Below are 26617 nucleotides of genomic sequence, written 5' to 3' on the forward strand. Positions count from 1 at the left end.
AAGGTCAAGGCTGCGACGCATGGCTCATCGCGTCGCGTGCGCATGGCGTCCGGGGCGTTTCCGCGTCATAGGAAAGCGATGATACAGCCTCTCGACACCTGCATGCGAACCTTGAGCGCGCTGATCACCTCCGACATCCCGGCGGGTGAGACCGAGGCCAACGCCTGCATCGAGACCTACCTCGCGACGTTTCCCGGTCCGGCGAAGCAGGTGGCGGCCCTGAGCATGCTCGACCATGCGGTCGACCAGCGCTTGAGCCCCTCCCCCTTCCTGCCCGTGCTGAAGGCGATCATCGAGGCGCAGTACCGGCGCCTCGGCACCAGTCGAAACTGAAAGGTCAGGATCAGGCGTTCGCAGATGTGTCGTCGCTGGCCTGCCGTTCCGGTAGCAGCGCGCGGACGGTGGTACCCCGATTCGGCTCGCTCTCGATGACGAGCTTGCCGCGGTGGCGGTTGACGATGTGCTTGACGATGGCAAGGCCGAGGCCCGTCCCGCCCTTCTGCCGGCTCGAGGCCACATCGACCCGGTAGAACCGTTCCGTCAGGCGGGGAATGTGTTCGGGCGCGATACCCGGTCCGTCGTCCCTTACGCTGAGCGCGATCTGCGGCTTTCCCGACGCCGGGCGAAGGGTCCGTTCGAGGCCGACAACGACGTTGCCGCCGCCATACTTCACCGCATTCTCCACGAGGTTCTCGACTACGCGGGCGAGTTCGTCGCGCTCGCCGAGCACCGGATAGGCGGCATCCGGCGCGTCGAGGGCGACGCTCACGCCGCGCTCGCGGGCCAGCGGCCCCTGCACGTCCACCATCTGCCGCGCGATCTGACCGAGATCGACGACCTGCGTCGGCGGGACGTGCTCGCGCAGTTCGATGCGCGAGAGTGAGAGCAGGTCGTCGATGAGGCGCGTCATGCGCTGCGCCTGGGTTTTCATGATGCCGAGGAACTTCTCCCTGGCCGGCGCATCGGCCTTGGCCGGCCCCTGCAGGGTCTCGATGAAGCCGAGGAGGGAGGCGAGCGGCGTGCGAAGCTCGTGGCTGGCATTGGCAACGAAATCGACCCGCATCGCCTCCAGGCGACGGGCGGCCGTAAGATCGCGCAGGAACAGGACGACGTTGGGCTGTCCGCCCCCCGGGCCGTCCGGCATGGGCAACGCGCCGATCTGCACCTCGAACGCCCGCTCGGTCGGCACGCGCGTGGTGTAGAGGGTCTTCAGCGGGGCGCCGGTGCGGAGCACCTCCTCGATCCCATCGAGCACGTCAGGCGCCCGCAGGGCAAAAGAGAGCGGGTGCTTGAGCTTGAGAGCCGGCAGGAGCGTGCGCGCGGCCGGATTGACCTCAATGACGACGCTGCGCCGATCCACCAGGATCACCGGATCGGGGATATTGGCCAGAAGCGCTTCGGCGATGGAATGGCGCGTACGGGCGGCCGCCTCTGGCGGGGCCACCCTCCTCGGCCGGCTCAGGCTGCCGACGAGGCCACCAATGATGATTGCCACCGCGCCCGCGGCGACGATGGCCGCGAGGTCACCTCTCACGCTCGAGGCGACGACCGTGATCGTGGCCGCGATGCCTGCGCCGATCCAAGCCGATCTTCGCGCGCCACGGGCCATCGCTCACCGTTCCATGGCCGAAGACACCGCTCAGGAGCCGCTGGACGGGGATGGCGACGCCGCACGCAGGCGCCGGAGGATCTCGTAGACGCCGAGCATCGCCAGAGCGACCACGAAGGGAACGAGGTAGTAGCAGACCCGGAACAGCAGCAGCGAGCCGAGGACCTGGTCCCGCGGCAGGCTCGAAAGGGCGAGAAGGATCGTTGCCTCGAAGACCCCGAGCCCCCCCGGTGCGTTGGAGGCGATGCCGAGCATGGCCGCCAGGACGTAGACGCCGACGAAGGTAGTGAATCCAATGGTCGAACCAGCAGGGAGCAGGACATAGAGCGTCGCCGCCGCAGCGCAGACGTCGCCGATGCCCACCACCATCTGACTCATCGACACCGTGGCGCCAGGCAGTTCAAGGGACCAGCCCTTGACCCTGACATGGCGTCGCTTGAGCGAGACCCAGCCGAGATAACCGAACACCATGAGGAGGGCCGCGAAGCCGACACCCTGGTTGAGACGGATGCTGGTGAAGGTGAGCGCCGCCAATTGCCCCGCCTCGACCACCAGGCTGAGCCCCAGGACGACCCCCATGCCAAGCCAGAAGGTGAAGCCGGCGATGACGGTGAGCGCCGCGATCTTTGCCGCGCTCAAACCTTTCTTCGAGTAGATCCAGTAGCGGATCGTCCCCGCCGTCAGGAGCGGAAAGCCCAGGGTAAAGCTGACCGCGTAGCTGGTGAACGAGGCAAGCGCCGTCGTCCTGTAGGGAACCTTGATCTTGAGTTGTCGCAGGGCGAGGGCGTCGTAGCAGGTGAGGAAAAGATAGCTCACCCCGACAAACAGGAAGGCGAATCCGAGCTGTTCGCCGGTGGCCGCCGTCAAAGCCGCATGCAGTTCAGCCCAGGTAACCTGCTGCGAGAGCTTCCACAGCACGCCAAGCGACACCGCGAAGATGACGATGCTGGCGGCGGTGCCGAGCCAGGCGTAGCGGTTCCTGTAGGAGCGCTTCGGCGCGGGCGGAGCGCAATCCTCCGTCTCGGCCGTCGTCACGGCGTCGGCCGGCTTCAAGTCGGCCCGCCGATGATGGTCTCCCGCAAAGTTCATGTCGTCGGCGTCCGCCTCCGCCGGCCTTCCCGCCCAACCTTGACGGCGGCGTGGATTGGGACCGAGCTTTTGCCGGACCGCGGCCCGTGCCCCGGCATTTAGGGTCTTTGTGTCCGGATGGCCAGTCACCTCGGCCCTTCCGCTGGTGAAGTCCGGTATGGGAGCAGGATCGCGGCGGCTTGGCCCAGACCCTCGACGATCCGCCGCGCCACCAGGGGCGAGGTGCAGACGAAGGTCGGGCTCGGGTGCGGAATGGCGAGAACCGGGATCTCCGGCCGGAGCCGTAAGAGCGGTTCGTGCGACAGGCCGGCCACGCGCCCGGCCAGCACCACGACGGCGAGGAACGGAAGCAGATCGATGAGCGGCGCCAAGTATGCAGCGGCGGACGCGATCTCGGCCTTCCTCGGCGCCCGGTTGAGGGCGCCGGGAGCGTGGATGACCCAGGGGACGGCGTTCCAGATAAGACTGTCGCGCCGTGCGATCCCGGCCTCCGCCATGAAGCGGAACAGGTTGGCGGCGGTGCCGGTGGGGTTGTCGCGCGAGACGAAGCCGGTGCGGCCGATGCTCGGGCCGGGTGTCTCCAGCAGCAGGAGAAGCCGCGCCTCGATCCCACCATCCTGCGGGTCGGGGTCCGGTACCTCCGCCGACCGCTCCGCCGCGATCCGTCGCGCCAGCGCGCGCAATGGAGCGACATGCGCTGCATCTCGGAGGGTGCGACGAACTGCGACCTGCTCTGGATCGGCGAGGCTCCTGGGCCGGATCGCTTCAGGCTCGGGCGCCATGGTCCTCGAACAGCGCGGCGGCATCGGTGGACAATGTACCAGTAAGGCGGAACCGCTCGGTTCGCGCTTCGCCTGAAAGACGCCCCATCAACCCTTCCACTCCACCGAACTGGAAACCGAGTTGCGTCGCATAGGCCGAGCAGGAAGCCCCCTTCCGCGCCTCGGCCAACGCGGAATAGCGGCACGCGCGCTCCGGCAACGCATGGAAATTGCCCCTGAACGGCTCCTTCGGCGCGGCGTCACGAACAGTGTAGGGAAAGTCGCGCCACCACAGGACCGGAACGGACCACTGCGCCCGCCTTATGGCGCGGACCAGTTGGACATGATCGACATGGCCGCCGACGGCCTGAGGGGCGAGGACAAGATCGGGTGAGACGTCGGCGACGAGGCGCGAGACCGCATCGCCGAGGGCATCGACGATATCGTCGTCGTCGCCGCGAGGATCGGCGAAGAGCGCCGGTGCCGCCCCGTAACCGCGATGCGGCGCTTCTCGGAACGGCAGGTGCAGGGGCGGCGCGATACCGAGGGCGTCGGCCGCACGCCGGTCCTCGTCCCGCCGGAGGGCCATGTAGTCAATCTCCGGCCCCAGTCCCTTGTCGGTCTGGCACGCGAGGGCAAAGCCTTGCGGATCGGGGACGGTGGCGGTGAAGATCGTCGCCATCACCACCGTCCAACCAGCATTGGCCAGGGTCGCCAGGGTTCCGCCACAAGAGAAGACGGCGTCGTCGAGATGGGGTGAGAGCGCGAGGGCGACGGGCATGGTCAGAGCAGGTGCGGCTCGGCGCGGAACCGGCAGTTCGGATCATGCGGCAGGGTGTCTGCGAACTCCGTCCGGGGCCGCTCGCCCGCCACCTCGGCATAGACGTCCATGATCTGGCGGCCCACCGCCGTCCAGGAATAGACGCGGCGGCACTCGTCGAGCCCGTCTTGCGCAAGACGCCGCCGCAGGGGCTCGTCCTCGATGACGCGCTGGAGCGCATCGGCGAGGGCTTCGACATCGCCCGGCTGGACCAGCAATCCGTTCTCGCCGTCCCGCAAGCAATCGGACACGCCCACCGCATGGGTCGAGACCACGGCGAGCCCCGCCGCCATGGCTTCCAGGATGGTGTTAGAAAAGCCCTCGGCATAAGTCGGCGAGACGAAGACATCCGCCTGCTGGTAGAGGTCGGGCACGGTGTGGTACTCCGCGTAGCCGGTGAAGCGGATCTCGGCCTCGGAAAAGTTCAGTTCGGCGGAACGGGCCTTCGAGGAATCCACGTCCGGCCCGATGCCGGAGACGATCGTCTCGAACGGGACCCCGCGCGAACGCAGCAGGCCGAGCGCGTCGATGAAGTCGAGCACGCCTTTCCGGCGGTCGACCCGGCCGTGATAGAACAGCCGCACCGGCCCCGCATGACCAACAGGACCGGGGGTGAAGCGCGCGGTGTCCACCGCGCCCGGCACGATGGTGAAGCGGTCCGGGTCCGACCCCAGCCGGTCGCAGACCTCCTCCACGAAGGAGCGACCGCCGATGAGGAGGGCATTGGCATTGGCCAGCACCTCGCACATGGCAATGCGATGGGTCTCGCAGCACGAGCCGACCCAATGGCCGTCACCGCCCTGGATCGAGACGACGTTGGGAATGCCGATCCGCTTCGAGGCGAGCAGCGTCGCCCAGCCGGTGGGATAGCCGTATTGGGCATGGAGCAGATCGAAGGGCTGCCGGGCGTGCTCCGCTACGATGGTCTCCACCATCGTCTCGATGTCGCGCTCAAAATCGCCGTTCGTCTGCTCGCCCACCTGTTCGAGGCCGATGACACGCACGCCCGGCACGGAGGGCGGCGGCCCGCCGCCATAGACGCGGGTGCCGAATTCGTCACCCCGGTACTGGCTGATCATTGTCACGTCGTGGCCGGCCTCGACGAGTTCGCGCAGAAGGTTCTGCGCGTACACGCTCATGCCGGAAATCGCCGGGAAATAGCGGCGGCTGACGAAGCAGATCCTCACGCGTTCACCTCTGCCTTGTGGTTGCGGCAGGTCCGCAGGTAGTCCAACGATCTCGGCACCATGATGTCGGCGCGGTGGCTCTCGCGGGAGAGTTCGACGCAGACGAGGCGCTGGAAGCCGATGGCGTCGAGGGCATCGAGCACGCCCGCGACCTCCATGTCGCCCTCGCCGAAGGGCAGATGGATATGCTCGCCCCGCGCCATGTCCTCGATGGCCACGGTGCCGATCACGTCGGCGAATTCCGCCACCGCTGCCGCCGGATCACGCTCGCCGGTGACGAGGCAATGACCGGTATCGAGGGCGAGCCTCAGGCCGTCGATGTTCAAGGCGGCGAAATCGTCCAGAGTCTCGACCAGCATGCCGGGTTCCGGCTCGAGGCAGGCGACGATGCCTTGCTCACCAGCATAGGCCACGATTTCGGCGACGCCTTCGCCGAGCCAGAGCCGGGCCTCGTCCCGATCGATGCCGGGTTTGGGCACACCGGCCCAGAACGACACGGCCTCCGAATGCAGGATGACGGCGATGTCCACCGCGCGCTTCAGGAAACCGATGCGCCGGGCGCGTCCGGAAGCGTCTCCGCTCACCAGGGTCGGCTCGTGCTTGGCCTTCGGGTCGAGGAGGAAGCGGGCGCCGGTCTCGATGACGCTGCCGAGGCCGAGCCGCTGCAGCCGGCTCGACACGCGCTGGGCCTCCTGGACCCAGTTCTCCGCGAACGGATCGAGATGGTGGATGTCGAGAGTCAGCGCTACGCCTTGGTAGCCGGCATCGGCGATGAGATCGATGGCGTCGTCCAGGCGATGGTTGGCCGTGCCGTTGGTGTTGTAGGCGAAACGAAGGGTCACGCCGCCCTCCCCTGTTGTTCGAGACGGAACGGCGCGTGGTGTGATTCCGGCTCGCGGTAGAGCGGGTAATGCCGCCCGACGATCTCGTCGGCCAGGGCCACATCGAAGAGCGGCTGGCCGCCGAGGCGCTCGATCGCTTCGGGTGTGAGACGCACGGGGAGCTTCGTCTCGCTGGCCTCGCCGAACGTGATCAGCGGATGATCCCGCGCGATCAGTTTGGCGGCGTTGCGTTCGCCGATGCGGTGGTAGCTCATGGTCTCGACTTCTAGCCCCGGCACGATCGCCTTGACCACGCCGACGCTGCCGCCGGGAGGAGAGCAATCGACGTAGAGCACGTCGAACCCGGCCTCTTCGAGGCGCTCGCGGGCGATCCGCCCACGGGCATGGCCGTCGGGAGCCTCCGTCGTCGGCAGGTCCGAGAACGCCTTGGTGCTGCGCTCGGAATAGACCGTGTCTTTGAGGACGTCGCGCAAGCCCTCCGGCGGCAGGACGATCCAGTCGAGCATCGCCTTCAGGGCGCGGCTCTCCTCAAGGTCGAGGCTTGGCAGGGCCTTCTGGATGAAGGCTTTGACGTAGCCCGGCGGAGTCACCCGTTCGGCGAAAGCAAGAGGTCCGTGGCCGAAGGCCTTGCGCACGCGGGCCGCCTGGAATTCGAGGAGCGCCTTGCGCAGGGCCCGGTCGCGGTCCGGATCACAGGCCTCGCCGCAGGCAGAGAGAGCCACGGGGACCGGAGCGTCGGCGGGATTCCGGTCGTGGCCAACGACATAGATGTTGGTGAGGCCGAACTGGTCGGTCGCGAATTTCGGCAGCGCGCGGATGCCGAGATCGTCGAGACGGGCGAGCATCGCCCTGTTCTCCGGGCCGATCCCGTCGAGGTCGAGCATCACGCCCTGGTCGAGGGCGCGGAACAGCAGGCCGTTGCCGTCGCGCTGGAGCAGTTCGAGCAGGCCGTGACCGAGGGCGAAATCCACGTCCGGCCCGGCGCCGAGGCCGTTGGTGATGAGGTTGGTGAAGGGCTTGTAGCCCTCCGATAGTTCGAAATAGTCCGTGGCCGCGATGTCGAGGGGCATCAGAACGGTCTCACCGGTGCGCGCCCGGACGCTCGGCGTCCATTCGAGCACCGTATCGCGGCCGACCGGGGACCCGGCGGGCAGGCACAGGGTGAGCGGATCGGCGACCGAGCCCGCGCCGAAGACCTTGGCGAGGTCGTGGTAGGAACCGCGCTCCTTCTTGCGCGGCATCACCGCGAGCGACGGCATCAGGTTCTCGGCGATCTCGGCCACTGCACCGATCAGCGCCTCGTCATCGGTGGCGCCGTAGCCGATGCCGCTCGGCATCGCGCCGACGAAGAACGGATCGTCGAGGAACAGCGAAACGAACCAGACCGGGATACCGGTCCGGTCGAGGGGGGCCAGGGGAAAGCCGACGATGCGCCCCTTCGGCAGGATGTCGAGATAGGCGCGCACCGGCTCGGGTAACGACGCCGGCAGGCCCTCGATGACCCGTGGGCCTCCGTAGGTGTAGGACTGGGGGGACTTGATGCGCGGGTCGCGCGCCCGGGCGTCCTGGTCGTGTTCGCTCATGTGGGTCACTTCCCAGTTGCTCTGATCACCCCTCCTCATCCTGAGGTGCCGCGTCAGCGGCCTCGAAGGAGGCCGCCAGTATCCATGCGCGAACTGGAGGCCTCCCTCGAGGCTGCCGCTCGCGGCAGCGCCTCAGGATGAGGTAGTGGGTAGGATGTGGTTTCGAGGTCGAAAGCCTGATCTCGAATCCGGCTCTGGATCGCCACGGCCGGATACACCTTCGTAAGCCCGCGCCAGGAGCCGCATCGTGTGAAGGTCGCGCTCGGCGCTGTAGGCGTCGCGCTCGGTTGGCCGGCGGAGGGCGGAGCCAAAGGCGCGGACCTGTTCGAGGAAGGGCGAGGCCTCCGCGTCGAAGGAGATCCCTTGCGCCTTCCCGCTGGCACCGTCGGTGAAGCTGAGCGTGCCGCCCGCCACCTGCCCCATCGTGTCGACGGCGACGAGCGCCCCCTCGGTGCCGATCACTTCGAGGCGGCGGCGCGGCAGCGCGTCCGGGCAATTATAAGCGACGTGCAGGTTGGCGAGGATGCCGGAGCCGGTGCGGCCGATGAGGATCGCGCCGTCATCGACGGCGTAATCCTGCGCCCTTGCCTGGGTCAGCGCGGCGATGTCCTCCAACGACTCATCGAGCAGGAAATCCACCAGGTCGATACCGTGGGGCGCCAGATCCATCAGCGCGCCGCCGCCCGCCTTCAGCGGATCGATGCGCCAATTGTCCTGGCCAGCGAAAGAGGTCCAGGCCCGGTCGAGCCAGCAGGCATAGACGATGCGGATGGTCGTCACAGCCCCGATGCGGCCCTGCCGGATCGCGTCGCGCATGGCTCGATGGGCCGGGTGATGGCGCTGGTCGAAGGCGGTGCCGTAAAAGATGCCGCCCTTCCGCACCGCGGCGACCATCGCCTCGGCGTCGGAGAGCGAGGCCGCCATCGGCTTCTCGCAGAGCACAGCCTTACCCGAAGCGGCCAGGGCCTCCACCGCCTCGCGGTGGAGGTGGTTGGGGGTCGCCACATAGACCGCCTCCACGTCCGGCTCCGACAACAGACCGGCGAGGTCGGAATGGGCGCGCGCGCCCTCGGCCTCAGCGGCCGCCCGCGAGGCTTCTCCGGGATCGGACACGGCGACGAGCCGATGCCCGGCGCCGCGGATGCCCGGTGCCATGTAATCCCGCGCGACCCAGCCGTAGCCGACGATGCCCCAACCGATGGAATCGCCCATCACCAACGCTCCGGCAAATCGACGAACTCGCGCCGGCGGACCCGGTCCTCGTGGGGCGATTGCTCGCCGCCGACCCAGTCGAGGGTCTCGGGTCCGTCCGAATGCGGCGGATAGGTCACCCGGGGTGCATATTCCGCCTCGTAGCGTTCGGAGGGCCAGGCGACGGCGTAGCCGCCTGCTGGATCGGGCTTGTAGAGAGGGTTGAGGCGAAGCGAGGTTCCCTCGTTCGGCCAGGTCAGACCATCGAGGATGGCACGCGGGGCGGGCCGCATTCCGGCACCGGCCACCACGGAGAATGCCTCCACATGGCGCAGGTCTGCCGGGCGCCGCGGCGATGGCGCGCGCTTCTCGACGAGGGCGCGGGTGAGTTCGTCATCGTCATAGACGAGCGCGTCCGGGAACAACTCTTCGATCTCGTCCGCCGAGACCGCGCGGCCGGCCGAGAAGCCCGGCCGTTCGGAATTGTGGATGTGGCTGAGAACGAGCCAGCCGTCGTCGCCGGCATTCTGGCGGAGGCATTCGAGCACGGCCGGCTTGTCATCGAGGAAGTAGAACGCGTCGTTGCAGACGACGAGATCCACCGGCGCACTGGGGATGGGCCAGTGCGGCGAGCCGGCGTCGAAACAAACGAACTGCGCCGTCTCGCCGACGACCCAATGGCGCGCCACCCAAAGCTTGGCGAAAACTACGTCGGCTCCGGCCACCTTGACGCCGCGCATCTGGATCTCACGCAGATAGTGGCCGATACCGCAGGCAAATTCAAAGACACAGAGGGGGTCGTTCCAATGCGCCTCGAGCAGCGTCAGCCCGGCGAGGAAGGTCGGGTCGGTCCAGCGATGCAGGAAATAGTCGCCGACCCGGCCCCAGCCGAGCAGACGCACGGCATCCCGCAGACTCGCCTTGTTCCGGTCGCGGACCAGGGCATGGAGGTCAAGAGGATCGGCGGGCGGGCCGGTCCACCAATCGTCCTGATCGGCAAGCAGACCTTCGAGGGCGAGATCGTGCTGATCGCCGTCGAGCAGGGCGAGCGTCGCCTCGACGAGGTCGTCGCGCCCGGTCCGAAGATAGGGAATGCCGTCCACGACGGGCCAGCGCGCATTCGTCACCGTGTCGCGCAGGGAATGCGGCGTGTCGGCTTTGAGCGCGTGTCCCGTCTGAGGGGAGAGGAGGTCGAATGGGATCATGACACGCGGCCCATCCTGCCGCATCGGACCATCACGGGATTCGCATATCCCTGAGGACCCGGTCGTGAAAGCCCTTCACCGGGCCGGCATGGACTAATTCCATGTCGTCGAGCACCGTCGCCATGGTCAGCGAGGCGGCCTTAAGGTGCTGAGAAATCTGTAAAACCCGGTCGATGCAATCGGCGGCGTGGAAAGCGCGACCCTCAGCCGTCGCGTCGTCGGGCAGGACGGCGCGCGCCCGCTCCACGGTCTCGCGCAAGGGAGCGTCCAACTCGTCGAGGGCCCACTGCGTTGTGCGCGCCATGATCGGCGCGAGATGATCGCCAAGCAGCATTTCACCGGTGAAACCCGCATCGGGCATCGCCGCGTTGTGGAAGTGGTGACTCATGGCCGCGAGGAAGACGAGGGTGGGGTCGGCCCGGTAGAACGGGCTCAGCACGACGCCGTAGACGGCGACCATCAGGCAATGCTCGGAATGGTTTTCCGGCGGCTCCAGCAGGATGCGGGCCCTGCCGGGACAGGTCACGCCGGCCCTCGGCTGATGGTTCAGTGCCGCTACGAAGCCGGGCAAAGGACCGCCACGCACACCCTCGTTCGTGCGCAACGCGACGGCCAAACGCCGCTTCAGTTCAGGGTCGACCGTGGCGGTGACGGCGTCGAGTCCGGACGTCAGAACGTCGCCGATTTCCGCCTCGCCGAGACCGGCGGAAGCGAGGAAGGCGGCATCGAGATCGCAGAGCCGCGAGGCCGCGAGCGCCTTGGCGGTGATGTCGATGGCGACAGAATCGGGTTCGGCGCCACCGGTCAGAGCCGACCAGCCTTGAGCGAACAGCCGCTCGGCGATGGAGCCGATGCGCCCGGCCGAATGCACGCGCTTCAGGTCGTTGAGCTCGACGAACAGCTCGCGCAACGCGAAGGGGGCAGCCATGCCGCCCCCCGTATCGGATGAGATCATTGACGCACGCCGAGCCAGTCGAGGAGCATGTGCTGCTGCTTGCCGAAATCGTGCTCCGGACTGTGGCCGTTGGCGACCATGGGCGCCTTGAAGAACGAGGACAGCTGCTCCTGCGGGCCGCTCTCGCCGCGCTTCTTGGCGAGGTCGAGAACGCGGGCGATCTCGATCACCAGGGGTGCGGCCAGGATGGAATCCTTGCAGAGGAAGTTGACCTTGATCTGCATCCGCTGACCGAGGAAGCCGGTGACGTCGATATTGTCCCAGGCTTCCTTGTCGTCGCCGCGCGGGCGATAATAGTGAATGTGGACCAGATGGTCCTCGACCGGATAGCCGAGGATCGAGTCGAGCACCGTGCCCTTGGTGTTCAGCTTCGACTGGAGCGAGTCCTTGTCGTTGAGAGCGAGACCATCGCGATTGCCGAGGATGTTGGTGGAGAACCAACCATCGACATGCAGGGCGCGGGCCTTGAGGGCGGGGGCCAGCACCGTCTTCATCATGGTCTGGCCGGTCTTGCCGTCCTTGCCAGCCAGCGGCACGCCCATTTCGCGGGCCAGCTCCATCAGCGCCGGCACGTCGGCCGCCACGCTCGGAGTGAAGTTGGCGTAGGGCACGCCGCTCTGGATCGCCGCGTAGGCGTAGAGCATCGCCGGGCTGATCGACTCGTCGCTCGCATCGAGTCCCTTCTCGAAGGCGGCGCGGGAGTTGAGCGCCGGCGCATTGAGGTCGGGCCAGCGCTCGGTGGAGGCGAGGTTGATCACGACGACTTCGTCGAGATTGCTCTCCAGACGAAAGCGGCGAAGGTCGTTGGCGATGACCGAGACCGCCTCGCGGTGATCGGCGGCGACGATGCGGTTCGCACCCTCGATGTTCTTGCAGAACTTGGCGCTGCCGACAGCCGGCCAGGGCTTGATGCCCTTGAGCACCTGGGCGCCGTTCTCGATGTCCTGCTTGGTGAGCACGCCGTGGCCGGTGGCGGCGGAGGCGAGATCGTCGTCGTTGAGGTCCCAGCCGCCAAAAACGAGATCCTTGTAATCGGCCAATCCCGCGACCGAGAGACCTGCGAGGGGCAAGCCGTCGAGACGGTTCGATCCAGATTTGATCATCTCGATGCCGGCGATGGCGGTGGTGGCGACGGCGCCACCCATACCGACGAAGGCAACGCCGACGCGGCGACCGGTCTGCATGCTCATTGGAAAAAGGCTTCCTTCAATGGGTCCATCGGGGCGTGTCTCATCGACGTTGCGAACCCGCCCTCTGGGACCATCGTAACTGGTCTACGGAGCCTTCGTTCCAACCCCGGCCAGGATGCCTTTTTGACGCGGCCTCTCTGAACCGCACCCGAACGATTACTTAAAATATCGTTAAATCATAGCCTTAACCGTTCCTTAAGCGTGCCACGCTTGAATCACGGAGCTGTCCCATTGTGGTCACAGCTCCCGGCGAGACCTCCGCTCGCTGAACCGATCGAAGCCGCGTCCTAGAACGCCGCGGCACGAACAAGGAACACTGATGGGGCTTTTCCCGGAGCCGGCGCATCGCGCCGACGACGCGTGCCGTCTCGTGCCCAACGAGACCCTGGATCGTGAAGACATGGTCGCCTGGCTGAAGCCCGGCTCCCTTCGCGGCACAAAGAAGGCAGGCGCCACGGTATCGGCCAAATTGACCTTCGCGAAGATCGCGATCGGCCTGCTGCTCGGGTCGGGACTGCCCCAGAGCGCTCTGGCACCGGCCGCCACCGCCCATGACCGCATCGACCTGCGCGCATTCGTGGCAAGTGACTTCGCAGCGGTGACACTCGACAAACCCTCGGATTGGCAGGGGGTTCCCCTCCTCGACCAGGAACCAGCGACGGCGAGCCTCATCGAGTCCGATCTTGCTTCTCTTCCCCAGAGCCGGGAGAGCGCGGGACGGGACGTCCTCCGGTTCGGCGACATGAATGTGCCGCGCGACATCGTCGAGACGATCCTGAAGGCGTCGTCCGAGACCGGGGTCGACCCGGTCTACATGATGGCGCTCGCCGACAAGGAATCGAGCTTCTCGACCACGGTGAAGGCCTCGACATCGTCGGCGGAGGGGCTGTTCCAGTTCCTGTCCGGCACCTGGCTGGAACTGGTGCGGACCTACGGCGCCCGCTACGGCTATGAAGCCGAGGCCAACGCCATCACCGGCCGAGGCGGCGCCATCACGATTCAGGACGAGGCCACCCGCACCCGCGTCCTGCGCCTGCGCCAGGATCCCTATGTGGCGGCCCTGATGGCCGGCGAGCTGATCAAGCGCGACCGCGCCCGCATCGAGCAGCGGATCGGCCGCGAACTGAAGACCTCCGAACTCTATCTCGCCCATTTCCTCGGCACGTCGAGCGCCGGCAAGTTCCTGGCGCTCAGCACCGACAACCCGGATGTGGTGGCCAAGCAAGCGTTCCGCGCGGCCGCCCGCTCCAACCGCAGCCTGTTCACGGAAAAGACCGGGAAGCACCGCCGCAGCCTGACCGTCGCGGAAGTCCGCGAGCGTCTCGGCGACATGATCGACCGCCGGCTCGATCAATATGAAGGCGTCACCGCCCTCGTCGGCACGCAGGAGGCCACCCCGGACATCGCCAGCGATCCGAGCCAGGCCTCGGCCCTCCTCGATGCCAGCCTGCGGGTCTCGGCCCCGACCCAGCGGATGCAGGTGACCGAGGCTTTGCCGAGAGAGTGAAGCCCGGCCGAGTTCGGTCGAAATTCGTCGCTCGGGCTGCGCGGGACCAAAGGACGTAGCGATGCCACCTCCGGCATGGCGTCCACGGTTCTTTCCGGTCTAGAACCGCCGAACCAGCGCCGACGGTGAGCCGACGGGACCTGCGCTCTTGGATGACGACCGGCGGCCGATGACAGATCAAGAACCGGAACGGCCGAAGGCCCCTGACGCGCCGGATGCCCGAACCGCCGCCCGCGAAGCCGGACAGGCGGCACGTGTCCTGTTCAAGCATCTCGGCTTCCTCCTCGCCACGGCGTTTCGCGGTCTCGCGCGGGGCCTGCTTGCGACGGGGCGCGCAGCGGGACGGACGCTCGGCACCCTCGGCGCGAGACTCGCCGCGCGCGCCGCCTCCGCGCGTACGAACGGCACGGGCACTCCGCCTGCGACAGGGATCGCTCCGGCGGCGCAGACGCCACAATCAAGCTGGTGCGGCCGATTGCGGCAGCGGCCCTACCTCGCCGCCGGCCTCGCGGCCCTCGCCCTGCCGCTGGTCTTCGTCTTGGGCCTCGTCCTCTACAGTTTCGCGACCCTGCCGCCGCTGGGCGGGGTGGTGCCGGAAGGCGGCCAGCGCGCCCTCACGGTGGAGGCGGATGACGGAAGGGTCTTCGCCACGCGCGGCGCCTTCCAGGGCCAGAAGCTCACGGCGGCCGACATGCCCGCCCATCTCGCCCAGGCCGTGGTCGCCATCGAGGACCGGCGGTTCTACTCGCATTGGGGGGTCGATCCGCGCGGGCTGGCGCGGGCGCTCTGGCGCAACACCGTGAGCGGCGGCGTCCGCGAGGGCGCCTCCACCATCACCCAGCAATATGTCCGGCTGACCTCCCTGACCCAGGAGAAGACGCTGCGCCGGAAGATCCAGGAAGCGTTCCTGGCCCTGCGCGTCGAGAGCACGATGTCGAAGGAGGACATCCTCCTCGGCTATCTCAACACCGCCTATTTCGGGGCCGGCGCCTACGGGATCGACGCCGCGTCGCGGCGCTATTTCGGCAAGGGCGCGAAGGCGCTGACCCTCCCCGAGGCGGCGATGCTGGCGGGCCTCGTCAGGGCGCCTTCGCAATTGGCGCCGACGCGTAATTTCGGCGGCGCCAAGGAGCGCGCCGACATCGTCCTGCAGACCATGGTCGAGACCAAAGCGATCAGCGCCGCCGAGGCCGACAAGGCCCGCGCCGAGACGATCACGCTCCGCACCCCGCCCGAGACGCCGCCGGGCACCAACTATTTCCTCGACATGGTCTCGGCGGATGCCAAGCGCCTGTCGGACACGTCCGGCGACGTCACCCTGCGCACCACCCTCAACCTCGACTTGCAGAGCCTGGCGGAGGGCGTCATCGCCCGGCGGCTCGATGCGGAAGGGGCGAAGAAGAAGGCGGGCCAGGGCGCCATGGTGGTCCTGAACAAGGAGGGCGCAATCCTCGCCATGGTGGGCGGGCGCGATTACGAGGACAGCCAATTCAACCGGGCGATCCAGGCCAAGCGCCAAGCCGGCTCGCTGTTCAAGCTGTTCGTCTACCTCACCGCCTATGAGAAGGGCCTTTCGCCGGAGACGGTGCTGGTCGACCGGCCGATCCAGATCGGGGATTGGGAGCCGCAGAATGCGAGTGGCCGTTTCCGTGGGGCAGTCCCCCTCCGCACCGCCTTCGCCCAATCGATCAACACCATCGCCGCCCAGCTCGCCGACGAGATCGGCATGGCCTCCGTCATCGAGACCGCGCGCAAGCTCGGCGTCACCTCCGACCTTCCCAACGTTCCGAGCCTCGCCCTCGGCTCGGCAGAGGTGTCCCTACTCGAGATGACACGAGCCTATGCTGGCGTGCTGGCGAGCGCCCAGCCCCTCGACACCTACGGCGTCCATGCCATTCGCGGGCCCGGCCCGGACCCGCTCTACCTGCGCCCCGATGCCAAGCCGACGACGCCGCTGCCGGGCGAGAGCCGGGCGATGATGCTCGATTCGCTCCAGGCCGTGGTGGATAGCGGAACCGGGCGGGCCGCGCGGATCACCAACCTCGCGGTGGGCGGCAAGACCGGGACGACGCAGGATTACCGCGACGCCTGGTTCGTCGGGGTGACACCGGACCTCGTCGTCGGCGTCTGGGTCGGCAACGACGACAATGCCTCGATGAACAAGGTCGGCGGCGGCGACCTGCCGGCGGCGATCTTCAAGGATTTCACCCAACGCGCCACCGTCCAGATGGCGTCACGGCGCAAGCGCCCCTCCGCCGCCCGCGCCGAGCCGGCCCCCGCTGCCAAGGAGACTGCCGCGGCCGGGGCGCTGCGCGGCGTGCCGGAGGTGATCGATACCGGCACTCTCTCGTTCCGCGGCCGGACGGTGCGCCTGCTGGGTGTCGACGGCGAGCGGGGCGCCCTGGCGCGCCAGCTCGCGCGCTATCTGCGCCGGCGCGAAGTCGTCTGCGCGCCAGCGGCCGGCGGCGCGGGCGACGAGGCGCAGCCTGCGGGCCTGCGCTGCCAGATCGACGGCGACGATCTCGCCTCCCTGATCCTTACGGCCGGCGGTGCGCGCGCCTCCGAAGATGCCCCGTCCGACCTCCTGGCGGCGGAGGAGCAGGCCCGCTCGGAGCGGGCCGGTTTGTGGCGGCGCGAGCGCTGATCCGAACGTCGCCGGGACTTAAGTGTCTCTGACAAAACTCCCGCTGCGTCGTCGTGCTTCGAGCGAGAACCGACCGTAACCGGGAGTTTTGTGAGGCACTCTCAATCCGCCACGCCCGAGCTCTGCGGCATACGTCCGATCGGTCGCCCGTCGGCTCGGCACGTCATTTAGGTTGTAACCTTCAACAATCTTGCTATCAGTAGTTGCTGATATTCGCACATCGCATACCTTGAGTCGTGCTGGATATTCAGTCTCGAGAAGGATATTCTCAATGGATATTTTAGCGGTTCAAACAGCCCTCCATAAAAACGGAATCAATCCCGGCGATATCGACGGCATTTGGGGGCGACGGACAGTAGCGGCGGTCAAATTATTTCAGAAACTACGAGGATTGGAGGTCGATGGCATTATTGGGCCGTTAACAAGCCAAGCCTTGTTCGGCACGATTCCAAGCACGACAGGTCAGCCCGAAACCAATGCCGGGCCTATCGTCTGGTATCAGGAAGCTGTCGACCTCATCGGGACCAGGGAGTTTCCCGGGCGACCCTCAAATGAGGACATCATCGAATGGGCCGTCAACCTGAACATCGATTATAAGAGCGACGACATTCCATGGTGCGGCCTGTTTGCGGCGCATTGCATCGGCGCGACACTTCCCGACGAAAGCCTGCCGAAGCATCCCTTACTTGCCCAGAATTGGGCAAAATTCGGCGACTATTGCACGCCGAGAAAAGGATCGATCCTCGTCTTCTGGCGCGGGCACGCAACCAGCAAGCTCGGTCATGTCGGTTTTTACAAGAGCGAAGACGACACGGCTTACCATGTGCTCGGCGGGAATACGAACAACGCCGTCAGCATCGCGCGGATTGAAAAGAAAAGGCTGATTACATCGCGCTGGCCCCGCACCGCGAAGAGCATCAATGGCGATGTCGTTCACCATTCCTCCGATGAGCCACTGTCGCACAACGAAGCGTAGATCGTCATGATTGCTGCAATGGCGGTTTGAGCCACAGACAGCATCACTTTGAAAGCGAGTCGTCGTTCTTACCGGAACGGCGGCTCGTCGAAGCTCCTCAGCTTGCGCGAATGCAGGCCGTTGCGGTCGGCGCGGAGGATATCGAGGGCCGACAGGCCGATGAGCAGGTGCTCGGCCACCGCCCGCTCGTAGAAGGCGTTGGCCGCGCCCGGCAGCTTGATCTCGCCGTGAAGCGGCTTGTCGGAGACGCAGAGGAGCGTGCCGTAGGGAACCCGCAGGCGGTAGCCCTGCGCCGCGATGGTGCCGCTCTCCATGTCGACGCCGATGGCGCGGGACAGGTTGATTCGCCGCCGCTCCTGGCTGAAGCGGAGCTCCCAGTTGCGGTCGTCATAGGTCACCACCGTGCCCGTTCGCAGGCGCCGCTTCAGGTTCTCGCTGGTCTCGCCGGTGACGCTGGCGGCGGCCGCCTGGAGTGCGAGCTGGACTTCGGCGAGGGCCGGCACCGGCACGTCCGGCGGCACGAGTTCGTCGAGGATGCGATCCCGGCGCAGATAGCCATGGGCGAGGACGTAGTCGCCGATGGTCTGCGATTGCCGCAACCCGCCGCAATGGCCGACCATGAGCCAGCAATGCGGACGCAGGACCGCAAGATGGTCGGTGATCGTCTTGGCGTTGGAAGGACCGACGCCGATATTGACCAGCGTGGTGCCCTGCATCGACCCGTCGGGGCCGCGCGCCACGAGATGGTAGGCCGGCATCTGGAACTTGTGCCAGGGCGAGGCGGCGATGAGGCTTGCGGGATCGATGCTCGCCGCCTCCTCCCGCGAGACGGAGATGCCGCCGGGCAGGATCATGCGCTCGTAACCGTCCCTGCCGCTGGCGAGCTGCTCCAAGCCGTGCCGGATGAAGCCGTCGACGTAGCGATGGTAGTTCGTCAGCAGGATCCAGGGCTGGACGTCGCGCCAGTCGCAGCCGGTGTAATGGACGAGGCGGCGCAGGGAGTAATCGACCCGGATCGCGTCAAACAGCGCCAGGGGCTTCGGCTCTTCAACTGGTGCCACCCAGAGACCGTCGGCGATCTCGTCACCCACCACCGAGAGCAGCGGGACGGGGAAGTAGGTGGCGAGATCGCGCGGCGTGATCCCGCTGCCGGAGAGGTTGGCGCCGGGCTCCAGCACATAGGGGTAGGGGATCTCCTGCGCGCTCAGGCCGACTTCGAGGGTCGCGCCGTAATCCCGGATCAGCGGCGTCAGCTGCTCCAGCAGATACGGCCGGAAATGCGCCGGCTGCGTCACCGTGGTGGCGTAGGTGCCGGGAGACTGGAACTTCGCCGTTGCGCGGGAAAAACGCGGGATCGGCCCGGACGGGTGATAGGTGATCCGCAATTCGGGATAGCGGAACTGAAGCCGCTCCGCATGGTCGGGCGCGGCGCCCCCGTCGAGATAGCGGGTCAGGGCGGTCTGGAGCGACTGGATCGCACCCGCGTACAGAGCGGCGAGGCGGTCGACGGCAGTCTCGGCATCGCCCACGGATTCCATCGGGCGCCATTCGCTGGTGGTCACGCTCTCTCCTCGAAAGGCTTCGGCTCCAAGGCCGGCAGGGTCGATGGCCGGCGGTGCCGAAAGAACCGCCGTGGTCCTATGCGAGAAACCTATACCGGGCCGGCGCCCGATGGAACGATGCGGCCCGCATGGCGGATCGCTGTCGACCGGCTTGCGCACGGGGGCGAGTTGTCCGACATGCTCGCTGCGAACGGCTCGCGCGGTCCCGCCGGGTAACGCCTCTCCCCACATACGATGCGCACGATGAGCGACCCAATCGACCGGCGACCCGGCGAAGAGACCATCACGCTGCCCGAGTCCCATGATGCCGGGCTCTACTTCATCGGCCGTCTCCGGACCCCGTGGGCGAGCAGGGCCGAATGCCCGAAGAACGGGCTCCAGACCGATGCCGTCTGCACGCTGGAGGTCGATGCCGCCTTCGCCCCCGGTCTGCAGAACGTGGAGGGGGCGAGCCACCTCATCGTGCTCTACTGGATGGACCGGGCCGCCCGGGACATCGTGCGCCAGAGGCCGCGCCATGCCGAGGGCAGCCGCGGCACGTTCTCCCTGCGCTCGCCGGCACGCCCCAACCCCATCGCACTCTCGGTGGTGGAACTTCTCGGCATCGACGGCGCGACCGTGAGCGTCCGAGGGCTGGACTGCCTCGACGGTACACCTCTCCTCGACATCAAGCCGTATTACGCCACGACGGATTCCCGGCCGGGCGCCACTGTCGACAGAGCCGGTACGGCAAAGACAGCGGACATGCCGGGTGCGGCCCGATGAGGGCGCTGCCCTTAGCCCTTGCCGGGTTGGCGATCCTCGGGCTCGGCTTCGCCATCGGATGGATCGAGAAGCCCTCGCGTCTCAACACCCGGCTCTACGCCACGGACAGGCTGCCTTCGATCCAGGCGCATCTCGACGATGCGCCGGACGGCTACATCCTCCTCGCCGGCGATTCGCAGGCCGAGTTGCAGAGCCCGGCGCAGCGGGTCTGCGGCGCGGAGATCGTCAATGGCGGCGTCAGCGGTGCATCGGCCTCCGTCTATGCCGATCTCGTGGCGACGCTGTCGGTGAAGACCCGCCCCCGCGCGGTGGTGGCCTTCATCGGTACCAACGATCTGCAGCGGAAGAAGGAGCCGCTCTCCGACAAGACCGCCCGGCGTTTCGACGAGGCGGTGGAGCGGATCGTGAAGCGGCTGCAGGCCCACAGCGACCGCGTCGTGGTCGCCGCCGTCCCACCCATCTCGCGTTCCGTCGAGAAGCGTCTCGAACCGGCGGCGGTGGCGGCCTATTCCGCCCGGATCGAGGTCCTGTGCCGGCGCCTCGCATGCCGATACGCCGACCCTTTTGCAGATCTACGCGACGGCGATACCGGGTTCGCCCGCCCCGGCGCCTTGCGCGACGACCTGCACATCGCGAATTACCGCCGCGTCATGCGGGCCCTGGAACCCGCTCTCTGTGCGGCGTCGCCCTGATCAGGCCTCGGCGTGATGGGGCGCTGCCGGGGCCGGCGATGCGCCGCCCGCGGGTCGATCCCCCTTCGGAGCCTTGATGCGGTACCAGCCGACATAGAGCGCGGGCAGGAAGAACAGGGTGAGGAACGTGGCGGCGATGATGCCGCCGATCATGGCATAGGCCATCGGTCCCCAGAACACCTCCCGCGCGATGGGGATGAGAGCGAGGCTCGCCGCCCCGGCGGTGAGCAGGATCGGCCGCATCCGGTGGCAGGTCGCCTCCACCACCGCATCCCATGGAGCGTAGCCCTCGCGGTCGTACTCGTCGATCTGCATCACCAGGATCACCGAGTTGCGGATAATGATGCCGATGAGGGCGAGCACGCCGAGGATGGCGACGAAGCCCAGCGGCTTGCCGAAGGGCAGCAGAATTGCCACCACGCCGATGAGGCCGAGCGGCGCCACGCTCGCCACCAGGAACAGTTTCTGGAAGCTTTGGAGCTGGATCATCAGGAACATCGCCATGGCGAGCAGCATCACCGGCGCCACCGCCGCGATGGGTCCGCTGCCCTTGGCGCTCTCCTCCACCGCACCGCCGACGGCGAGGGTGTAGCCGTCGGGCAGAGTCTTCTCGAACGCCTTGATCGCCGGATCGAGGGCGTTGACGATGGTCGGCGCCTGGGTGTCATCGACGATCGCCGCGCGCACGGTGATGGTGGGCAGGCGGTCGCGGCGCCAGACGATGGGCTGTTCGAGTTCGTAGCTCACCGTGGCGAAGGCCAGCAGGGGCACGACGCTGCCGTTCGACAGCGGCACCTGCAGGCTTTGCAGCGTCTCGACGGAGTTGCGTTCCGCCGCCTGGGCGCGGCCGACCACGTCCACGAGGTAGATCGAATCGCGCACCTGCGTGATCGAGCGGCCGCCGACGATGCCGTTGAGCAGACCGGCGATATCCTCCGAGGTGACGCCGAGCTGGCGCGCCTTGTCCTGGATGATGTCGACCTTCAGCACCTTGCCCGGCTCGTTCCAGTCGAGGTTCGGCAAGCCGACATTCGGGCTCGAGGCGACGATGTTGCTGAGCTGGAGCGCGAGGCCGCGCACCTTCTGGAGATCGGGACCGCTCAGCCGGTACTGGATCGGGCGGCCCACCGGAGGGCCGAGGTCGAGGGAATGAACGAAGACGTCGGTGCCGACGAACTCCTTGGCGGCCAGCGCCTCGAATTTCTGAATCATCTTGTCCCGCGCCTCGAGCGACGAGGTCACGACGATGATCTGGCCGAAGAACGCGTTGCCGAGCTGCTGGTCGAGGGGAAGGTAGAAGCGCACCGCGCCCTGCCCGACATAGGAGCTCCAGCGCAGGATCTCGGGATCGCCCTTCAGGGTCGCCTCGAACCTGTCCATCTGCCCCTTGGTCTCGGCGATGCTGGCGTTCTGCGGCAGGGTCATGTCCACGAGGATCTCGGGACGGTCGGAGGCCGGGAAGAATTGCTGCTGCACGAACTGGATGCCGTAGAGCGACACGCCGAGGAGGCCGACGCAGAAGGCCACGGTGATCCAGCGGAAACGCATGGCCGGAAGTAGCATCGCGCGGAAGCTGCGAAGCAGGAAGCTCGGTTTGTCGTGATGCTTCTTGATGGTCTTCGGCAGCAGCTTCACGCCGATCAGCGGCGCGAACAGCACCGCCACCACCCATGAAATCAGCAGCGAGGCCGCGATGACCACGAACAGGCTGTAGGTGTATTCGCCCGCCGCAGAGCCGTTGAAGCCAATGGGCAGGAAGCCCGCCACGGTGACCAACGTGCCGGTGAGCATCGGGAAGGCGGTGGAGGTATAGGCGAAGGTCGCCGCCTTCTTCAGGGTGTCGCCCACCTCGAGCCGCGCGACCATCATCTCCACGGTGATCATGGCGTCGTCGACGAGGAGGCCGAGCGATATGATGAGCGCGCCGAGCGAGATGCGCTGGAGGGTGACGCCCATCACCTGCATCACCACGAAGACCACGGCGAGGACGAGGGGAATCGAGAACGAGACCACGAGCCCCGCGCGCCAGCCGAGGCTGATGAAGCTGACGCCCAGCACGATGACGACGGCCTCGATAAGGGCCTTGGTAAAGCCGCCCACCGCCTCTTCGACGATCTTGGGCTGATCCGAGACCAGATGGATGCCGACGCCGTAAGGCAACTCGCCTTCGAGCTTCTTCATCCGCGCCTTGAGGTCGTGGCCGAAGGTCAGCAGGTTGCCCGAGGGCTGCATGGCGATGGCGAGGCCGATGGCGGGCTGGCCGTTGAAGCGGAACAGGGCGGTGGGCGGATCGGTGAAGCCGCGCGAGATCTCGGCCACGTCCGAGAGGCGGAAGAAGCGGTCGTTCACCCGCAGGTTGATGGTCCTGAGGCTGTCCTCGGAGACGAACTGGCCGCCGACCCGCACGGAGACGCGCTCGGGGCCGGCCTGGATCACGCCGGAGGGGGCGATGGCGTTCTGCGCCTGCAACGTCTTGATGACCGCGGCCTGATCGACGCCGAGACCGGCGAGCTTGCGGGTGGAGAAGTCGAGGTAGATGACCTCGTCCTGCGCGCCCAGGAGCTGCATCTTGCCGGCATTGTTGACCTTCTTCAGATCGGCCCGCACCCGCTCCACATAGTCGCGCAACTGGCGCATCGAGACCCCGTCGGCGGTGAACGCGTAGACGTTGCCGAAGACGTCGCCGAACTCGTCGTTGAAGAACGGCCCCTGGATCCCTTGCGGGAAGGTGCTGCCGATATCGCCGATGCGCTTGCGCACCTGATAGAAGATTCCCGGAATGGTCTTGGGCGGCGTCGTCTCGCGCAGCTGGACGAAGACCGTGGTCTGCCCCGGCGTGGTGTAGCTGCGGCTGAAATCGACGGCGTCGATCTGCTGCAACTCCTTCTCGATCCGCTCGGTGACCTGGTCGAGGGTGTCGCTGATCGTGGCGCCGGGCCAGCGCGCCTGCACGATCATGGTCTTGATGGCGAAGGGCGGGTCTTCCTCGCGGCCGAGCTTCTCGTAGGCGAGGAAACCCGCCACCATCGAGATCAGCATCAGGAACCAGACGAAGGAGCGGTGCTCGAGCGCCCATTCGGACAGGTTGAAGTTCTTCACGGGCGGCTCTCGCGTGAGGCTGTTCGGATCGGCGCGGCTATTGTGAGGTTTCGGACAGGCGGACGCGCTGGCCTTCGCTGAGACTGAGTGCCCCGGCGAGGACGACGCGGTCCCCCGGCTTCAGGCCCTCGGTGACGGACACGCGCTGGTCGTTCCGCTCCGCCAGGGTGACGTCGCGGCGGGACACGGAATCCCCGGCCTCGTTCACGATCCAGACCGCGCTCCGACCATCGGCTTCGAAGACCGCCGTCGCCGGCAGCTGGAACCGCGCTTTCATGTGGCGCGAGAGCCCGACGGTGATGGTGGAGCCGAGACGGAATGCCTCCGGCGGGTTGAGCAGGGTCATCCGGATCCGCCGGGTACGGGTCTTCTGATCGGCGAAGGGCGAGATCTCGCGGACTTTCCCCGTCGCCGTCACGTCGGGCGCGCTCTGGAGCGCCACGGTGAAGACCGCGTCCTTCGGCATGGCGCCCACGAGATCCTCGGGGATGTCCACCACGGCCTCGCGCTCTTCAGGCCGGGCCAGGGTCGCCACCGCCTGCCCCGCCGAGAGGACCTGTCCCACCTCCGCGCTGCGGACGGTAACGACGCCGTCGAAATCCGCATGCAGCTCGGTATAGCCCATCTGGTCACGGGCCTTCTGCAGGTTCGCCTGGGCCTGGGCGAGGCGGGCCTGGGCCGTGTCGCGGCTTGCCACGGCGCTGTCGAGCCGCGCCTGGCTGACATTGCCGTTGGCGATCAACCGCCGCTGCCGCAACTCGGTGGCGCTGGCATTCTCGGATTGGGCCGTCGCATCGGCGAGTTCCGCCTCGGCGCGGGTGAGGGCGAAGCGGGTGACGATGGGGTCGAGGGCGGCGATACGCTGGCCCTTCTTCACCACGTCGCCCACCGTCACGTCGCGGGCGATGACCCGGCCCGCGATCTGGAATCCGATCTCCGATTGGTAGCGGGGGGCCACGAACCCGGCGAAGGGCCCGAACACGATCGTGTCGACGGGCTTGGCCACCGTATAGAGCACGGGCCGCACCGGCGGCGGGCCGGCTTCCTCCTCCGCGCCATGGCAGGCGCCGAGGCCGGACAGGGCCGCCCCGATCAGGACGACGCGGATGCCGGAGCGGATCATCGGGCGATCTCCTCGGCAACGGCGACGGTCTGGCCCGGCCGGAGGAACTGGATGCCAGCGATGACCACCTCCTCGCCCGGTTCGACACCGCCGGACAGGGCGATGGTGTTGGGCGAATACCGGTCGATGGTCACGTTGCGCGGGGCGACCTTGCCGCTGGCCGGATCACGCACCCACACGGCCGGCCCGTTCTCCCAGCGGTAGAGCGAGGACCAGGGCAGGACGATGGCCGCCTGCGGCCTGAACTTGCCGGTGCCGATGACGATGGCCCCGAGGGACATGGCGGCGGGCGTCTCCTTCAGGCCGACCTTCACCCGCACGGTCCCGGAGGCGGCGTCGACGCTGGGCGAGATCTCCCGCACCGTGCCGACGGTCCGCACCTTCGGATCCGCCTGGAGGGTGATGTCGACCTGCTTGCTCTCGGGCGGGGTCGCCAGCACCGCCTCGAACACGTTGAACACCGCGTCGCGCGGCCCGTCCTCGGCCATGGTGAGCACGGTCTGTCCGGCCTGGACCACCTGGCCCACCTCGAAGCTGCGGCTGAGCACGATGCCGTCCACGCCCGCCTTCAGGTCGGTATAGGAGAACTGCTCCTGGGCCGTGCCGAGAGCCGCCTTGGCGGATTCCACCGAGGCCTGGGTCGTGCGGAGCTGCTGCTCGGCATCGTCATAGCTCGGCCGCGTGGTGAAGCCGCTGGAGAGCAGCATCTCCTGTCGCTTGAAATTGACCTTGGCCTGGGTCAGCAGCGCCTCGGCGGAGGTGAGCGCAGCCTGCGCGTTGTTGAGATTGGCGCGCTGCTCCTGCGGATCGAGCTTGGCCAGAACCCGGTCGGCGGTGACGTGATCGCCCACTTCCACGAGGCGCACGGCGATCTTGCCGTTATTGCGGAAGGCGACGTTGACCTGCGACTGGGCCTGGATGTCGCCCGTGAAGACGAGATCGGCTGAAATGGTGCTGCGCTCGGCCTTCGCCGTCCGGACCACGGCGAGGCTCTGCTTCGAGGCAGTCGGGCCGGGTTGGCCGGCATCGTCCTTCGCCTGCGCCGGCAGGCAAGCCAGGGCGGCGAAGCCGAGGCAGGCCACCGTCCGGGCGCCGCGGTACCGTCGAATGGACATGGTCGGACCAGACACTGTGACCCCATCCCGCAAAAGCTCTATCGAGGCGCCTGTCTATCGGTTATCTTACCGACCGTCCAGACGGTTTTTAGAGAGGGGAACATGGCGAAGCCGCGTACACGGCGGGAGGATCGGCCGAGCGTCATCCTCGATGCGGCCGAGAGCCTGATCCGTCGCGCGGGCACGCGCACCCTGACCATCGACGCGGTCGCGGCCGAAGCGGGCCTGAGCAAGGGCGGGGTGCTCCACCATTTCTCGTCGAAGGACGCGCTGATCTCGGCGATGGCCGAGCGCAAGCTCAAGGAGGTCAAGGACGGCATCGCCCGGCTCGAAGCGGAGCAGGTGCCGGGCCCCTCCGCCCTCCCCCTCGCCCTGATCGCTCATGCAAGGCAGGTCTATGCCGACGAGGAGGGGTTTCCACGGGCTTTCCTCCTGGCCTCGGCGGAGAATCCGGAGGCGTTCGCCGGCTTCAACGCCTTCCTTAGTGAGCGGCTCGCCGCCCTGGAAAAGATCGAGACCTGTCCGGGGATCGGCGCGGCTTTGGTCTTCTCGACGCTGGGGCTGCTGATCTCCCGGACTCTGGGCTTCCATTCGATGGAAGGCGCGCAGCTGGAGCGGCTCTTCGACGGCCTTGAGAAGGTGGCGCGATGCGTGACCGAGGGCGAGATCCCACCCGATTCGTGCGGGACGCCCTGAGCAGGT

22 protein-coding genes are annotated in these 26617 nt (G+C 67.3%); 7 read left to right on the forward strand and 15 right to left on the reverse strand.

The window, feature by feature from the left end; genetic code table 11:
- Positions 1-78: 78 nt before the first annotated feature.
- Positions 79-333 (forward strand): hypothetical protein, encoded by a 255-nt coding sequence (locus FPV16_RS04430; RefSeq protein ID WP_227436394.1) that lies wholly within the window; start codon positions 79-81, stop codon positions 331-333.
- 10 nt (positions 334-343) lie between these two features.
- Here FPV16_RS04430 and FPV16_RS04435 read toward each other — a convergent pair whose 3' ends face one another.
- The 11 genes from FPV16_RS04435 to FPV16_RS04485 all read right to left on the reverse strand — a co-directional run bounded on the left by FPV16_RS04435 (position 344) and on the right by FPV16_RS04485 (position 12432).
- Positions 344-1609 carry an ATP-binding protein gene (locus tag FPV16_RS04435; RefSeq protein ID WP_227436396.1) on the reverse strand — a complete coding sequence of 422 codons (1266 nt, stop codon included), beginning with the start codon at positions 1607-1609 and terminating at the stop codon, positions 344-346.
- A gap of 30 nt (positions 1610-1639) precedes the next feature.
- Positions 1640-2698, reverse strand: a complete 1059-nt coding sequence (locus tag FPV16_RS04440; protein WP_227436397.1) for a lysylphosphatidylglycerol synthase domain-containing protein — start codon at positions 2696-2698, stop codon at positions 1640-1642.
- 125 nt (positions 2699-2823) lie between these two features.
- Positions 2824-3480, reverse strand: a complete 657-nt coding sequence (locus FPV16_RS04445) for a uracil-DNA glycosylase (RefSeq protein ID WP_227436398.1) — start codon at positions 3478-3480, stop codon at positions 2824-2826.
- Positions 3464-4240 (reverse strand): PIG-L deacetylase family protein, encoded by a 777-nt coding sequence (locus tag FPV16_RS04450; protein WP_227436400.1) that lies wholly within the window; start codon positions 4238-4240, stop codon positions 3464-3466. Before FPV16_RS04450 ends, FPV16_RS04445 begins: the two co-directional genes overlap by 17 nt.
- 2 nt (positions 4241-4242) lie before the next feature.
- Positions 4243-5466 (reverse strand): glycosyltransferase family 4 protein, encoded by a 1224-nt coding sequence (locus FPV16_RS04455; RefSeq protein WP_319802217.1) that lies wholly within the window; start codon positions 5464-5466, stop codon positions 4243-4245.
- Positions 5463-6308 carry a sugar phosphate isomerase/epimerase family protein gene (locus tag FPV16_RS04460; protein WP_227436404.1) on the reverse strand — a complete coding sequence of 282 codons (846 nt, stop codon included), beginning with the start codon at positions 6306-6308 and terminating at the stop codon, positions 5463-5465. Before FPV16_RS04460 ends, FPV16_RS04455 begins: the two co-directional genes overlap by 4 nt.
- A complete protein-coding gene (locus FPV16_RS04465; protein WP_227436406.1) occupies positions 6305-7891 on the reverse strand; it encodes a YcaO-like family protein in 1587 nt (528 codons plus the stop codon). Before FPV16_RS04465 ends, FPV16_RS04460 begins: the two co-directional genes overlap by 4 nt.
- Before the next feature lie 132 nt (positions 7892-8023).
- Positions 8024-9103, reverse strand: coding sequence for a Gfo/Idh/MocA family protein (locus FPV16_RS04470; RefSeq protein ID WP_227436408.1), 1080 nt, complete (start codon positions 9101-9103; stop codon positions 8024-8026).
- Positions 9103-10287 carry a class I SAM-dependent methyltransferase gene (locus FPV16_RS04475; protein ID WP_227436410.1) on the reverse strand — a complete coding sequence of 395 codons (1185 nt, stop codon included), beginning with the start codon at positions 10285-10287 and terminating at the stop codon, positions 9103-9105. The genes FPV16_RS04470 and FPV16_RS04475 overlap by 1 nt, the downstream gene beginning before the upstream one ends.
- A gap of 31 nt (positions 10288-10318) precedes the next feature.
- Positions 10319-11215 (reverse strand): HD domain-containing protein, encoded by an 897-nt coding sequence (locus FPV16_RS04480; protein WP_227436412.1) that lies wholly within the window; start codon positions 11213-11215, stop codon positions 10319-10321.
- Between the two features lie 23 nt (positions 11216-11238).
- A complete protein-coding gene (locus tag FPV16_RS04485) occupies positions 11239-12432 on the reverse strand; it encodes an inositol-3-phosphate synthase (protein ID WP_227436414.1) in 1194 nt (397 codons plus the stop codon).
- A gap of 319 nt (positions 12433-12751) precedes the next feature.
- Here FPV16_RS04485 and FPV16_RS04490 point away from each other — a divergent pair, with 319 nt between their 5' ends.
- The 3 genes from FPV16_RS04490 to FPV16_RS04500 all read left to right on the forward strand — a co-directional run bounded on the left by FPV16_RS04490 (position 12752) and on the right by FPV16_RS04500 (position 17559).
- Positions 12752-13939 (forward strand): transglycosylase SLT domain-containing protein, encoded by a 1188-nt coding sequence (locus tag FPV16_RS04490; protein WP_227436416.1) that lies wholly within the window; start codon positions 12752-12754, stop codon positions 13937-13939.
- A 169-nt stretch (positions 13940-14108) separates the two neighbouring features.
- Positions 14109-16583, forward strand: a complete 2475-nt coding sequence (locus FPV16_RS04495) for a PBP1A family penicillin-binding protein (protein WP_227436418.1) — start codon at positions 14109-14111, stop codon at positions 16581-16583.
- 271 nt (positions 16584-16854) lie between these two features.
- Positions 16855-17559, forward strand: coding sequence for a peptidoglycan-binding protein (locus FPV16_RS04500; RefSeq protein ID WP_227436420.1), 705 nt, complete (start codon positions 16855-16857; stop codon positions 17557-17559).
- A 68-nt stretch (positions 17560-17627) separates the two neighbouring features.
- On the opposite strand, the gene FPV16_RS04505 is transcribed toward FPV16_RS04500, so the two are convergent.
- Positions 17628-19097, reverse strand: coding sequence for an AMP nucleosidase (locus tag FPV16_RS04505; RefSeq protein ID WP_227436479.1), 1470 nt, complete (start codon positions 19095-19097; stop codon positions 17628-17630).
- Between the two features lie 267 nt (positions 19098-19364).
- On the opposite strand from FPV16_RS04505, the gene tsaA reads away from it, so the two are divergent.
- Entirely contained in the window at positions 19365-19886 is a 522-nt protein-coding gene (gene tsaA / locus FPV16_RS04510; protein WP_227436422.1) for a tRNA (N6-threonylcarbamoyladenosine(37)-N6)-methyltransferase TrmO, read from the forward strand.
- Positions 19883-20578: an SGNH/GDSL hydrolase family protein gene (locus FPV16_RS04515; RefSeq protein ID WP_227436425.1), complete on the forward strand. Its 696-nt coding sequence runs from the start codon at positions 19883-19885 to the stop codon at positions 20576-20578. The genes tsaA and FPV16_RS04515 overlap by 4 nt, the downstream gene beginning before the upstream one ends.
- On the opposite strand, the gene FPV16_RS04520 is transcribed toward FPV16_RS04515, so the two are convergent.
- Genes FPV16_RS04520 through FPV16_RS04530 form a run of 3 tightly spaced genes read right to left on the reverse strand, consistent with a single transcriptional unit; the run spans position 20579 to position 25915 of the window.
- Positions 20579-23677 (reverse strand): efflux RND transporter permease subunit, encoded by a 3099-nt coding sequence (locus tag FPV16_RS04520; RefSeq protein WP_227436428.1) that lies wholly within the window; start codon positions 23675-23677, stop codon positions 20579-20581.
- A gap of 37 nt (positions 23678-23714) precedes the next feature.
- Positions 23715-24800, reverse strand: coding sequence for an efflux RND transporter periplasmic adaptor subunit (locus FPV16_RS04525; RefSeq protein WP_227436431.1), 1086 nt, complete (start codon positions 24798-24800; stop codon positions 23715-23717).
- On the reverse strand, positions 24797-25915 hold the full coding sequence (locus FPV16_RS04530) for an efflux RND transporter periplasmic adaptor subunit (protein ID WP_227436433.1): 1119 nt from the start codon (positions 25913-25915) through the stop codon (positions 24797-24799). The genes FPV16_RS04525 and FPV16_RS04530 overlap by 4 nt, the downstream gene beginning before the upstream one ends.
- Before the next feature lie 102 nt (positions 25916-26017).
- On the opposite strand from FPV16_RS04530, the gene FPV16_RS04535 reads away from it, so the two are divergent.
- Positions 26018-26611: a TetR/AcrR family transcriptional regulator gene (locus FPV16_RS04535; RefSeq protein ID WP_227436435.1), complete on the forward strand. Its 594-nt coding sequence runs from the start codon at positions 26018-26020 to the stop codon at positions 26609-26611.
- Positions 26612-26617 lie beyond the last annotated feature (6 nt).

The organism is Methylobacterium sp. W2, assembly GCF_020662345.1.
Taxonomy (GTDB): Bacteria; Pseudomonadota; Alphaproteobacteria; order Rhizobiales; family Beijerinckiaceae; genus Methylobacterium.